Annotated in this window: 9 protein-coding genes and 1 tRNA gene; 3 read left to right on the top strand and 7 right to left on the bottom strand. The window is 69.2% G+C overall.

Features of this window, described 5'->3' with window-relative positions; genetic code table 11:
* Positions 1–69: 69 nt before the first annotated feature.
* The 7 genes from K8940_RS03715 to K8940_RS03685 form a co-directional block, all read right to left on the bottom strand.
* Positions 70–146 (bottom strand) — tRNA-Met (locus K8940_RS03715).
* Between the two features lie 44 nt (positions 147–190).
* Positions 191–1243 (bottom strand): glycosyltransferase, encoded by a 1053-nt coding sequence (locus K8940_RS03710; RefSeq protein WP_223393187.1) that lies wholly within the window; start codon positions 1241–1243, stop codon positions 191–193.
* A 109-nt stretch (positions 1244–1352) separates the two neighbouring features.
* Complete coding sequence (locus K8940_RS03705; protein WP_223393186.1) at positions 1353–4598, bottom strand: S41 family peptidase; 3246 nt, start codon at positions 4596–4598, stop codon at positions 1353–1355.
* A gap of 86 nt (positions 4599–4684) precedes the next feature.
* A complete protein-coding gene (locus K8940_RS03700; protein ID WP_223393185.1) occupies positions 4685–5803 on the bottom strand; it encodes an NAD(P)/FAD-dependent oxidoreductase in 1119 nt (372 codons plus the stop codon).
* On the bottom strand, positions 5800–6075 hold the full coding sequence (locus tag K8940_RS03695; protein ID WP_223393184.1) for a type II toxin-antitoxin system RelE/ParE family toxin: 276 nt from the start codon (positions 6073–6075) through the stop codon (positions 5800–5802). Before K8940_RS03695 ends, K8940_RS03700 begins: the two co-directional genes overlap by 4 nt.
* Entirely contained in the window at positions 6072–6365 is a 294-nt protein-coding gene (locus K8940_RS03690) for a hypothetical protein (RefSeq protein ID WP_223393183.1), read from the bottom strand. Before K8940_RS03690 ends, K8940_RS03695 begins: the two co-directional genes overlap by 4 nt.
* Before the next feature lie 41 nt (positions 6366–6406).
* Positions 6407–9850 (bottom strand): indolepyruvate ferredoxin oxidoreductase family protein, encoded by a 3444-nt coding sequence (locus K8940_RS03685; protein ID WP_223393182.1) that lies wholly within the window; start codon positions 9848–9850, stop codon positions 6407–6409.
* Between the two features lie 142 nt (positions 9851–9992).
* Here K8940_RS03685 and K8940_RS03680 point away from each other — a divergent pair, with 142 nt between their 5' ends.
* The 3 genes from K8940_RS03680 (at position 9993) to K8940_RS03670 (ending at position 12916) form a co-directional block, all read left to right on the top strand.
* Entirely contained in the window at positions 9993–10490 is a 498-nt protein-coding gene (locus K8940_RS03680) for an Lrp/AsnC family transcriptional regulator (RefSeq protein WP_004620861.1), read from the top strand.
* A gap of 62 nt (positions 10491–10552) precedes the next feature.
* Positions 10553–11830 (top strand): MFS transporter, encoded by a 1278-nt coding sequence (locus tag K8940_RS03675; RefSeq protein WP_223393181.1) that lies wholly within the window; start codon positions 10553–10555, stop codon positions 11828–11830.
* A gap of 192 nt (positions 11831–12022) precedes the next feature.
* Positions 12023–12916, top strand: a complete 894-nt coding sequence (locus K8940_RS03670; protein WP_223393180.1) for a pirin family protein — start codon at positions 12023–12025, stop codon at positions 12914–12916.
* Positions 12917–12918 lie beyond the last annotated feature (2 nt).

The following is a 12918-nucleotide window of genomic DNA, read 5'->3' as shown; positions in this document are numbered from 1 at the left end:
GACGCGACAACGAGCGACGCCGAAGCGACGTTCCAAGCTCTCGAATTTCAAGGAGATTTACCGTCCTGGTGGTGGCGGGGGGCGGGATCGAACCGCCGACCTGTGGGTTATGAATCCACCGCTCTAACCATCTGAGCTACCCAGCCATCGCCAGGACGGACGGGGGTCATACTCCCGAGCGCGCTTCGCATCAACCCCGGGAAAGCATTCCGTCGAGCGCCGCTTCCAAGCGTCGCGCCAGCTCGCCCGGCCCATAGTCGCTCAGCACTAGCTCCCGCGCGGCCGCGCCCAGACGCCTGGCGGTCTCGCGGTCGCTGATCAGTTCGCCCAGGGCCTCGGCCAGGCGGTCGGGATCGTCGTCGGGCACCAGACGGCCGTTGACGCCTTCCTCGAGGATCTCGTCCGGCCCATCGATCTCGGTCGCCACCACCGGCAGACCGACGGACATGGCCTCCAGCAGGGTCAGCGGGAACCCTTCCTGGTGCGAGGGGAAGGCGAAGAGGTCGCCGGTCGCCAGGAAGCCGGCGACATCGTCGGTCCAGCCGGTCAGCTTGACGCAAGGATCCAGGTCCAGCTCGCGGATCAGGCCCTCCAGGTCGTCGCGCTCCTCGCCCTCGCCGGCGATCTCGCAGGTGACGTCGAAGTCCCAGGCGCGCAGCTTGCCCACCGCCTGGATCAGGACGTCGAAGCCCTTCTTGGAATGCAGGCGGCCGGCGGCGACGATCTTCACCGGCTGGCCCTCGGCGCGCGCGAACGGCGTGGCGCGGGCGGTCGGGGCCTTGACCGAATTGGGGATGAACCAGACGTGGTCCTCGGGCGCGCCGCGCTCGATCGCCAATCGCGCCAGGTGCCGGCCGACGGCCAGGTAGTGGACGCCGGGCGCGACGTCGAACACGGGCTTGTGCAGGCAGACGGCCTGGATCGCGCCGGCGGGGGCCGCCTTGCCGAACACCCGCGCCGGCCGCTGGCCGTGGCTGAGGATCAGGTCCGGCGCGGCCGCGCGCACAACGCCCTTGGCCGCGCCCAGGGTCAGCGGGTCCCAGTCGGTGAAGGCCGGCATGACGACCAGCGGCGGCGTCCGCCCGGCCTCGCGCGCGGCGACCTTGCCGCCCTTGCGCACCACGCCCACGCACTTGCCGCCGCGCCTGGCCGCCCAGGCTTCGAGGATCGGCTGGTAGTCTAGGAACACCTGCTCAAGACCGCCCAGGCCCTTGCCCAGCATGGCGTGCAGGATGTTGGTCAAGGCGGGCTCCGAGGCGGCGTTGCGGGCCGGGACCATCATGGGGGGCGACCGTGATGTCAACGCGGGAGCCGAGACTTCTGATCCTCCCCCGCTGGGGGAGGATTCTGATCTACCGCCCCAGCAGCACCTTCACCGCCGCGTCCAGCTGCGCGTCGCCGGCCTCGCCCAGCGGGCGGTCGACGTCCAGGTCCACCGGCCGGGGATTGAGCTCCATGTTCTGGCCGCGCAGGTCGTCGATGCGGATGAACGGCAGGCGCACCACCGAGCCGTCGATCAGCTGGCGACCGCCGGTGAAGATGATCCAGCCGGCGGTCGGCTTGCCGACCACCTTGCCCAGGCCCAGCGACCGGTAACCTTCGGTGAAGTCCTCGGCGTCGGACAGCGACGACTCGTTGGTGACCAGCACGGTCGGCAGGCCCAGGGCCCGCTGGCCCAGGTTCTGGCGCGACGGCACGGGGAAGCGGTCGCGCGGGGTCATCATCAGGTAGTTGCGGCGCGCGAAGACGTCGAGCACGTGGCCGTTGACGTAGCCGCCGTTGTTGTTGCGCACGTCGATGACCACGCCCTGCTTGCCCTGGTTCTGGGCGTCCAGGTCGATATAGAGCTGGGCCAGCGCGGCGTCGGACATGTCGGCGATGTGGACATAGCCCAGCTGGCCGCCGCTGACCTTGTCGACATAGGCCCGGCGGTCGTTGACCCACTGGCGATACAGCAGCCCCGTGGCCGTGGCGGTCGAAACCGGCCGCACGATAGCCTCGCGCGACTTGCCGGCCGGGTCGGCTACGGTCAGCACCGTGCGCTTGCCCGCCGCGCCGCGCAGCAGCTTGTCCAGATTGACGCCGGGCGACAGCGTCTCGCCATTGACCGCGACCAGGGTCTCGCCCGGCTTGATCGAGCCTTCCAGCGCCGCCGGGCCCAGGGCGATCACCTCGCGGATCAACAGGCCCTTGCCGGCCTCGGCCGCCCCGCGATCGAAGCGCAGGCCCAGATTGGCCGCCCGCACCATCGGCGCCGCCGGATCGGCCGGCTTGTTGATCCCCGAGTGCGAGGCGTTCAGCTCGCCGATCATCAGGTTGATGTTGCGGCGCAATTCGTCGCCCGTGCGCGTGCCGGCGATGTAAGGCTCCCAGCGCTGGCGCAGCTGCTCCCAGTTCGCGCCGTGGAACTTCGGGTCGTAGAAGCCCCGGTTCAGGATCCCCCAGGCCTGCTCGAAGACCACGGTCTTCTCGACGTCGAAGTCGACGTCCAGCTCGGCGTTGGCCGCCAGCGGCTTGGGCTTGGGCTGGTCGATCGGCGAGGAGACGATCGTCCCGCCCTCCAGGAACCAGACCTCCTTGCTGTCGGGCGTGAAGGCGATGTCGCCCTTGGGCTTGCGGGTCGAGGTCAGCTGCACCGGGACCGGCGGCTCCTTGGCCAGTTCGTCCAGGTTCCAGGTGTAGAAGTTGGTCTGGCCGGCCTGGCGGGCGCGGAACACCAGGGTCTTGCCGTCGGGGCTGATCAGCGGGTCGCCGACATCCATGCCCAGCGGCAGGTAGGTCGCCCGCTCGCGGAGGCCATCGAAGACGATGCGGACCGGCTCGACCTTCTTCTTCGGCGCGGCCGGCTTGGCGTCCGCGACAGGTTTCGGCGGCGTCTCGGCCTTGGCGGGCTCGGCCTTGGAGTCCGGGCCTGGGGCCGGCTTGTCGGGCGCATCGGCCGGCTTGAAGAGATCGCGGAAGGCGTCCTCGCGGTACTTGGGCACGTTGGGCAGCAGGTCGACGCGCAGGATCTTGGCGTCCTCGCTGCGCTGGCCCATGTCGACCAGCAGGTACTTGCCGTCCGGCGACCAGGCGACCTTGCCGACCTGGCCGTTGGCCAGGAAGGTCACCGGCCGCGCCGCCCCGCCATCCAGCGACACGACGTTGACGTTGTCGAACGCCTTGCGGTCGGTGACGGTGAAGGCGACCCAGCGGCTGTCGGGCGACCAGGTCAGCGGCGTGTCGTCGAACCCGCCCAGCGCACCGGAGAACAGCACCCGGTCGCTGGCGACCTTGCCCGTCGGGTCGAAGGTCAGAGCTCGGACCTCCTTGCCGTCGCGGACATAGGCCAGGACCTTGCCGTCCGGCGACCAAGTCGGGACCGTGTTGCGCGCGCCGCCGGTGGTCAGGGCCGTCTCCTGACCCGTCGCGAAGTCGTAGGCGTAGATGTTGGCCGATCGGTCGCGTTCGGAGACATAGATCAGCCGCTTGCTGTCGGGCGACCACACCGGGTCGCGCTCCAGGATCGGGGTGCGGGTGACGCGCTGGGCCGCGCCGCCGTCCTTGGTCGACACCGCGAAGAGCTCGCCATGCGCGACGATCGCGGCCTTCTTGCCGTCTGGCGACAGGGCCAGGGCATCGAAGCTGGTCTCGTTCTTGTGGCTCTCGCCGGCCGCCGCGGGCGCGCCGTGCAGGGCGATCGCGACCTTGGTCGCCTGGCCGGAGGCGGTGTCCAGGCGCCAGACGGCGAAGTCGCGCTCGAAGACGATGGTCCGGCCATCATAGCCGATGGTCGGCCACAGCACGCGGCCGTCGGTGAAGCGGGTGACCTGCTGAGGCTGACCGCCGAGCGGCAGGCGCCACAGGTTCTCGGTCCCGCCCTCGTCGCTCATGTACCAGAGCGCCTTGCCGTCGGGGCTCCACATCGGCCAGGCGCGCTTGGCGCCGCCCCCCTTGTCACTTGATGGCAGCAGCTTCTGGTAGCCGGACCCATCTATCGGCTTCAGCCACACCTCGCTCTCGTCGATGTGCGAATGGCCGTTGCGCCACCACTGCTGGTTCGATAGGCCCCGCGCGACCAGGGCGACCGAGCGCCCGTCCGGCGACGGCGCGCTCTCGTATTCGTTCAGATAGCGCTCGCGGCTTACTTCAAGAGGGGTGCCCCCCAAAGCGGCCACGCGGAAGATGTCGCCCTGGCGCGCGACATCATTCACGCCCGAGGTGAAGTAGATCCACTTCCCATCGCGCGACCAGCCGTCCAGCGTCTCGGGACTGTCGCCGAAGGTCAGGCGGCGCACCTCGCCAGTGGCCAGGGTGAGCACGTAGAGATTGGCCACGCCCGAACGCGTGGAAACGAAGGCCAGCGACTTGCCGTCGGGCGCGTACAGCGGCCGGGACTCGGTGGCCTCGTCGGTGACCAGCAGGCGAGCCTGACCGCCGGCGGCTGGAACGGTCCAGAGGTCGCCGCCCGAGGCGAAGGCGATCTCGCCGCCATCCGGCGACAGGGCCGGCTCGGCGAACGACGGTAGGGCCTGGGCGGCCAGGGCCGAGGACGATGTGGCCACGCCCAGCGCGACCGCCGACACCGCGCCTAGCAGCGCCTTGAACCCGAGACCCATGGGACGCCCCTCGCCCTAAATTCCGAAGACGGAATTGCTAGCACGCGCGGCGGCGCGGCCAAGAGCTTAGCCGCATGAACGATTTGTCATGCGCCCAGCAGGCGGCCCGCGACCTCTTCGCCGATCGCCAGCGAGCTGGTCAGGCCGGGGCTCTCGATGCCGAACAGGGCCATCAGGCCGGTCAGGCCATGGTCCTCGGCGCCGCGCAGCTGGAAGTCGGGCTGGGGCTCGTCCGGACCGTGCAGCTTGGGCCGCACGCCGGCGTAGTCGGGCTGCAGGGCGCCGTCGGGCAGGCCCGGCCAGAACTTGCGGATATAGGCCGCGAAGGCCTCGGCCCGGCCGGGATCGACCGAATAGTCGGGCGCGGGCACATATTCCAGGTCCGGACCGAACACCGCCTGGCCGCCCAGGTCGTTGCGGTAGTGGGTGCCCAGCGCCCCGTGGATCGGCGGCGGATAGATCAGGCGCTGGAACGGGGCCTTGCCGGTAAGGCGGAAATAGACGCCCTTGCCGTAGTGGGCCTTGGGAATGGCGTCGGCGGGAAAGCCGTCGATGCGGCCGGCGACGTCCTGCGACGACAGGCCGGGCGCGGCGACCAGAAGGCGGCAGGTCAGGCTGGTCGGATCCGCCCCGCCCGCCCGCACCTTGAAGCCGCCGGCCTGGAACGGTTCGGCGCGCTCGAACGGCGTGTTCAACACCACCGCCCCGCCAGCCGCCTCGATCTCGCCCTGCAAGGCCAGCATGTAGTCGTGGCTGGCGAAGACCCCGCTCTGCGGCGACAGCAGCGCCGCGTGGGCGTTGAGGCCGGGCTCCAGCGCCCGCGCCTGCTCGCCGGTCAGCCGCTCCATCCCCTCGACGTCATTGGCCAGGGCCTGGTCCCAGATGGCGTCGAGACGCGGAATCTCGTCCTCCGAGGTCGCCACCACCAGCTTGCCGCAGCGCTTGTAGGCGACGCCGTGCAGGTCGAGGAAGGCATAGAGCTGCCGCCGCCCCTGGACGCACAGCTTGGCCTTCAGCGACCCGGTCGGATAGTAGAGCCCGCCGTGGATAACCTCGGAATTGCGCGACGACACGCCCTGACCGATGTGGGCCTGCTCCTCCAGCACCGCGACGACCAGGCCGCGCTTGGCGAGGGCGTATCCGCAGGCGAGGCCGACAGCGCCAGCGCCGACGACCACGGCGTCGAAATCAAAGTCTTGGGTCATTGCAGGGTCGCCGAATGCTTGACGGCGCGGATACGGACCCGCCGCTCCGTCACCGTGTAGAAGATCATGTAGAAGCCGTATGGAACAACGCGCCAGCCCTTACGGCGCAATGTCTCCGGCGCCGCCAGCGGAAAGTCGGCGATGGCGATGCAACGCGCCAACAGCTCTTCGACATAGGTTTCGGCCCGGTCCGGATTGTCGTCGGCGATGTAGTCGCGGATGCGCAGCAGATCGCGCCGAGCCTCCGCGGAAATGACGAGTTGCCGCTTCACTCGCGAGACGACGTCAGGCGCTCTTTCAGGCCCGCCCGGAGCTCTTTGAAGAAGTCCTCGGCGTCGACATCGGCGGATGGATCGTCATCGGCCTCCAGCCGGTCCAGCAGCGCCTCGAGCTTCTCCGAACCGCCGACGATCTCGGCCGCCCGCCGATAGTTCAGCTCGGCCAGTTCCGCCGCCACGCCCTCGTCCAGCGACGCGAACTCGCCGCGCTCGACCCGCGCCTGCAGGTCGGCGGCGTCCTCGGCGCTGAGCGTCACGGTCACCGGATTCAGGGGCTTGTTCATGGCGGGAAGCCTAGCACGAACCTCCCGCCACGCCAGGGTGGTCAGTTCCCGCCCCACTGCGCCCACAGCTTCTCCTCCGCCGCCTTGGCGGTGACCACCGAGGCGTCCTTCACATGGCCGTAGCCGCGGATCTGTTGCGGGATCTCGGCGATCCTGACGGCCAAGGGCAGGCGCTCGGTCGAGAGGCCGGCGGCCAGGTGGTCGAGGGCGACCTCGTAGGACGCGATCAGGCCGCGCTCCATCCGGCGCTCCTCGGTGCGGCCGAAGATGTCCAGCGCGCCGCCGCGCAGGCCCTTCATCCGGGCCATCAACGGGAAGGCCAAGTCCAGCATCCAGCCGCCGAAGGCGATCTTCTTCGGCTTGCCGTCCGGCCCCTTGGGGGCCAGCAGCGGCGGCGACAGCCAGACCTTGGCCTTGCCGCCCTTGAAGGTTCCGGCCAGCTCGGCCGCGAACCGGCCGTCGGTATAGAGCCGCGCGACCTCGTACTCGTCCTTGTAGGCCATCAGCTTGTAGAGGTTCACCGCCGCCGCGCGGGTCAGCGGCAGAGCGCCGTCCGGACCACTGACGGCGACCTCGGTTTTCCGCACCTTGGCCACCTTATCGGCGTATCGCTGGGCGTAGGCGGCGTTCTGGTAGGCGGTCAGCTCCCGGATCCGATGGGCGATCAGGTCGTCCAGCGGCATGGTCTCGGGGATCGGGGTCTTGTCTTCCTTGACCTCGACCGAAGCCGGGTCATGCGCCACGCGGCGGCCCAGCTCGAAGGCCTGCAGGTTGGCCTCGGCGTCGACGCCGTTCAGCTTGATGGCGCGATAGAGGGCGCGGCTGGAGACCGGGATCACCCCGCGCTGCCAGGCGAAGCCGACCATGATCATGTTGGCGTAGATCGCGTCGCCGAACTGGCTCTCGGCCAGGTGCTGGGCCGGGCAGGCGTCGAAGGTGCTGGTCGCGCCCTTCACCCGCCGGGCCATGGCCCCGCTGTCGAAGCGGATGTCGCGGCTGGTGACGAAGTCGGCGGTCGGGGCGAAGTCGCTGTTGCCGAAGGCGCGGGTGCGGTCCTTGGCGTAGAGCGACAGGCCCTCGGGCGAAGCCGCGACCAGCAGGTCGCAGGCGATCAGCACGTCGGCGCTCGCGGCCGGCACGCGGCCGCCGACGATCGTCTCTTCCGTCTCGCCGATCTTGACGTGGCTGAACACCGAGCCGCCCTTTTGGGCGAGGCCCGTCATGTCGACCACGCTGCCCGCGCGGCCGTCGATGTGGGCGGCCATGGCCAGGATCGAGGCCACGGTGGTCACGCCGGTGCCGCCGACGCCCGTGAACAGGATCTTGCGCACGCCGTGCAGCGGCTCGAACTCGGGCAGCGGGGTCGACTCGGCGGTCAGGGCCGCCGGGACCTTCTTGGACTGGGCGTTCTCGGCGCCTTCCAGGGTGATGAACGAGGGACAGAAGCCCTCGACGCAGCTGTAGTCCTGATTGCAGCTGGACTGGTTGATCTTGCGCTTGCGGCCGAACTCGGTGGCCAGGGGCTCGACCGAGACGCAGTTGGACTTCACCGAACAGTCGCCGCAGCCCTCACAGACCAGCGGGTTGATGAAGACCCGCTGGGTGGCCTTGGGCATCGCGCCCCGCTTGCGGCGGCGGCGCTTCTCGGTGGCGCAGGTCTGGTCGTACAGCAGCACCGTGACGCCCGCTGTGTCGCGCAGCATCTCCTGCACGCGCATCAGGTCCGAACGCGGGAAGATCTCGACGCCCGGGGCCAGGTCGGTGACGCCCTGGTAGCGCTCCAGCTCGTCGACGACGATGACGGTCCTGGTCACGCCCTCGGCCGCCAGCTGACGGGTGATCTGGGCGGGGGTGAAGCCGCTCTCGGCGCGCTGGCCGCCGGTCATGGCGACGGCGTCATTATAGAGCAGCTTGTAGGTGATGTTGGCCTTGGCCGCGATCGCGCCCCGGATCGCCAGCGAGCCGGAGTGGTTGTAGGTGCCGTCGCCCAGGTTCTGGAAGACGTGCTTCTCGGCTGTGAACGGCGCCGCGCCCACCCAGGTCAGGCCCTCGCCGCCCATGTGGGTGTTGAGGTCGGTCATCGGGTCGTTGAACCCGGCCATGTAGTGGCAGCCGATGCCCGCCAGGGCGCGCGAGCCCTCCGGCAACTTGGTCGAGGTGTTGTGCGGGCAGCCCGAGCAGAAGAACGGCTTGCGAGCCTGGTCGGCGGCCAGGCTGACGGCGGCGACGCCGGCGGCCGAGACGCGGTTCAGATAGGCGCGGGCCCGCTCCATGTGCGGGCCGTCCGGCAGGCGGTCGTAGATGGCCAGGGCGATTTCGGCCACCGACAGCGAACCCAGCTCCGAGAGCAGCGGCCCGCCCTTCTCGTCGGTCTTGCCGATCACGCGCGGACGCGCCTGGGCGGGCAGATCATAGAGAGCGGCCCTGGCCTGGGGCTCGATCAGGGCGCGCTTGTGCTCGATGACCATCAGGGTCTCGAGGCCGGCGGCGAAGGCGCGCAGGCCCAGCGGCTCCAGCGGCCAGGGCATGCCGACCTTATAGATGGAGACGCCCAGGTCGGCGGCTTCCTGCAGGGTCATGCCCATGGCCGTGAAGGCCTCCAGCACGTCCTTGTAGGCCTGGCCCTGGCAGACGATGCCCAGGCGCGCCTTGCCCACCCGCACGTGCGAGGCGCCCAGCACCACGCGGTCGATGTTGTTGGCGCGGGCGAAGGCCAGGGCGGCGGGCAGCTTGTGCAGCCGCATCCGCCGTTCCTTCTCCATCGGCTGGTCCTTCAGCCGGATGCCGAGACCGCCGGGCGGGAAGGCGAAGTCGGGAACCACGATCCGGTGGCGGTCCAGCGAGACGTCGATGGTCACGCCGCTGTCCATGGTGTCGGCCAGGGCGATCATGCCCGTCCACAGCCCCGAGAAGCGCGACAGGGAAATGCCCAGGATCCCGTAGTCCAGCACCTCTTGCACGTCGGCCGGCGAGAGCACCGGCATCTCGAAGTCCTGGAAGGCGAATTCGGACTGCGACGGCAGGGTCGAGCTCTTGCAGCCGTGGTCGTCGCCGGCCACCGCCAGTACGCCGCCGGTCGGGAACGTGCCCGCGAAATTGGCATGCTTGAAGACGTCGCCGGTGCGGTCGACGCCGGGCGCCTTGCCGTACCACATGCCGAACACGCCGTCGTAGAGGGCGCCGGGGAACAGGTTGGCTTGCTGGCTGCCCCACACGGCGGTCGCCGCGAGATCCTCGTTCAGGCCTTCCTGGAAGACCACGTCGTGGGCGGTGAGAAGTTTCTTGATGCGCGCGGCCTGCTGGTCGAGGCCGCCCAGCGGCGAGCCGCGATAGCCCGACAGATAGCCGCCGGTGTTCAATCCCGCCTGGCGATCCAGACGCTTACGGTCGAGCAGGACCCGGAGCAGCGCCTGCACGCCGGTGATGAATGCGCGACCATCTTCGAGCACATATTTGTCGTCGAGCGTGACTTCCGAGTGCCGCATGGCAAAAATTTTCCTCCCGGGTCTTCCCGCCCGCTACGCAATATCTTATAGAAGCGCGGAAATTGTTTGCCCAAGGCGTGCCCGACTCGTGGTCGTTTTGCGCAAGAAGTGAGCGTCAACGCCCGCTGGGGGGAGGAATTTCTTGTCCGAACAACTCGACGCCGTGGATGCCAAGATCCTGGATCTCATCCAACACGACGCCGGACTGTCCGTCGCGGAGATCGCCGAACGTGTTGGTCTGTCATCCAGCCCGTGCTGGCGGCGCATCAAGAGGCTGGAAGACGCTGGCGTCATCCAGCGCCGCGTGACGATCCTGGACCGGGAAAAGCTTGGTCTGGGCTTCGAAGTCTACTGCACCGTGAAGCTGTCCCTTCCGACCAAGGAAAATCTGGACACGTTCGAACAGGCGGTCGCCAAGTGGGCCGAGGTCGTCCAGTGCGCCACCGTCACCGGCGCGGCCGACTACGAGATGCGGATCGTCACTCGCGACATGCGCGCCTTCGACGAGTTCCTGCGCGACAAGCTGCTGTCGCTGGGCCTGGTCTCCAACATCGAGAGCCGCATCGTGATCCGCGGCGTCAAGAACTCAACGGCCGTGCCGCTGGGCCTGATCAGCCCCTACGTCAGCCCGCTGGGCTAAGGACTTCCGGGGCGCGGTCGGGGGGCCGCGCTCCAACCACCCGATAGCAAGGAGAGGCCACGATGGCCCAATCGAGCGCTGGCGGCGCGTCGACGCGACGCGTGCTGGCCGCCAGCCTGATCGGCACGGCGGTCGAGTTCTACGACTTCTATATCTACGCCACCGCCGCCTCGCTGGTGTTCGGGCCGCTGTTCTTCCCGGCCTCCTCGCCCGCCGTGCAACTGCTGGCCTCGTACGCCAGCCTGAGCGTGGCCTTCATCGCCCGGCCGCTGGGCTCGATCGTGTTCGGACACTTCGGCGACCGCATCGGCCGCAAGTCGACCCTGGTGGCCTCGCTCTTGATCATGGGCGGCTCGACCCTGCTGGTCGCCTTCCTGCCGACCTATCACCAGGCCGGCTGGATCGCGCCGTTCATGCTGTGCCTGCTGCGCTTCGGCCAAGGCTTCGGCCTGGGCGGCGAGTGGGGCGGCGCGGCTCTGCTGGCAGTCGAGAACGCCCCGCCCGGCTGGCGCGCGCGCTTCGGCATGTTCCCGCAGCTGGGCGCCCCGGTAGGCTTCATCGCCGCCAACGGCCTGTTCCTGATCCTGGGCGCGATCCTGACGCCGGAGCAGTTCCAGGCCTGGGGCTGGCGCCTGCCGTTCCTGGGCAGCATCCTGCTGGTCGGGGTCGGGCTGTGGATCCGCCTGAAGCTGACCGAGACCGCCGCGTTCGAGGCCGCCGCCCACGAGGCCCCGCCGGCCCACGTGCCGGTCGCCGAGCTCTTCCGCACCCATGCGCGCGAGGTGATCGGCGGCACCTTCGCGGTCGTCGCCTGCTTCGCCCTCTTCTACCTGACCACCGCCTTCTCGCTGGGCTACGGCGTCACTGCCCTGGGCTATGGCCGCCAACTGTTCCTCGGCGTCCTGCTGATCGCCATCCTGTTCATGGCCGCCGGCATCGTCTGGGCCGGCTACTGGTCGGACAAGTCCAGCCCCCGAAGGGTGCTCATGGCGGGCTCCATGCTGACCGTCGTCGCCGGCGCGGCCCTGGCGCCGATGATGGGCTCGGGCTCGCTGTGGCTGATCGGCGTGTTCCTGTCCCTGGCCCTGGTGGTCATGGGCCTGGTCTACGGCCCGTTGGGCGCCTGGCTGCCCAGCCTGTTCCCGGCCCGGGTGCGCTACACCGGCTCGTCGATCGCCTTCAATGTCGGCGGCGTCATCGGCGGCGGCATGACCCCGGCCATCGCCCAGGCCCTGGCCACCCATGGCGGCCTCAAGCTGGTCGGCCTCTATCTGGCGGGCGCCGGCGCGATCAGCCTGATCGCCCTTCTGCCTCTTAAGAGAACGCCGGACACGCTGTAGATCCCAATCACCGCTCATCCCCGCGAAAGCGGGGATCCAAGCAGGGTCAGAAAGTGACGCGCTGCCTCACCAAGCCCTGAAAGTCAGCTTGGGTCCCCGCTTTCGCGGGGATGAGCGGATAGGGGGTGAATTGCACAAGACTGGGATATCAACTCCCGGCTAAGTTCCGCCGACAGTTCGCCGGAGCGCCCCATGATCGACCTCGTCTTCGAAGCCCGTCGCCGCGACCTCGGCAATTTCGAGGTCGGCCGCGTCCTGCCGTTCCACGCCCACCGCATGGTCGGGCCGTTCATCTTCCTGGATCACATGGGCCCGGCGGCCTTCCAGCCCGGCTTCGCCAAGAGCGCCGACGTGCGCCCGCACCCGCACATCGGCCTGTCGACCCTTACCTATCTGTTCGAGGGCGAGATCACCCACCGCGACAGCGTCGGCTCGCTGGCGGTGATCAAGCCGAATGAGGTCAACTGGATGACCGCCGGCTCGGGCATCACCCACTCCGAACGCTTCGAGGGGCTGCGCGAGCACGGCGGCCGCATGGACGGCATGCAGGCCTGGGTGGCCCTGCCCAACGAGCACGAGGAGACCGCCCCGCGCTTCACCCACCACGAAGGCCCGCAGGACCTGCCCTATTATGAGAACGGCGGGCTGAAGGCGCGGCTGATCGCCGGCGAGGCCTTCGGGGCCAAGTCGAACGTGCCGGTGTTTTCGCCGCTGTTCTACGTCCACTGGGAGCTTGAGCCGGGCGCCGTCGCGGCCCTGCCGGCCGAATATTCCGAGCGCGCCGCCTATATCGCCGCCGGCCGGGTCGAGGTGGGCGATCGCGAGCTGGTCGAGACTCAGATGGCCGTCTTCGCGCCGGGCGATACGGTGGTCTTCAAGGCCATCGAGCGCTCGACCGTCATGCTGCTGGGCGGCGAGCCGATCGGCCCGCGCTTCATCGAGTGGAACTTCGTCTCCTCGTCCAAGGACCGCATCGAGCAGGCCAAGGCCGACTGGAAGGCCGGCCGCATGAAGCTGCCCGATCTGGACCACGACGAGTTCATTCCCCTGCCCGAAGGCCCACCCCCGCCGCCCCAGCCGATGTAGGC

The sequence above is a fragment of the Caulobacter segnis genome (genome assembly GCF_019931575.1).
Taxonomy (GTDB): Bacteria; Pseudomonadota; Alphaproteobacteria; order Caulobacterales; family Caulobacteraceae; genus Caulobacter; species Caulobacter segnis_C.
This window is presented reverse-complemented; position numbering and strand designations above follow the sequence as displayed.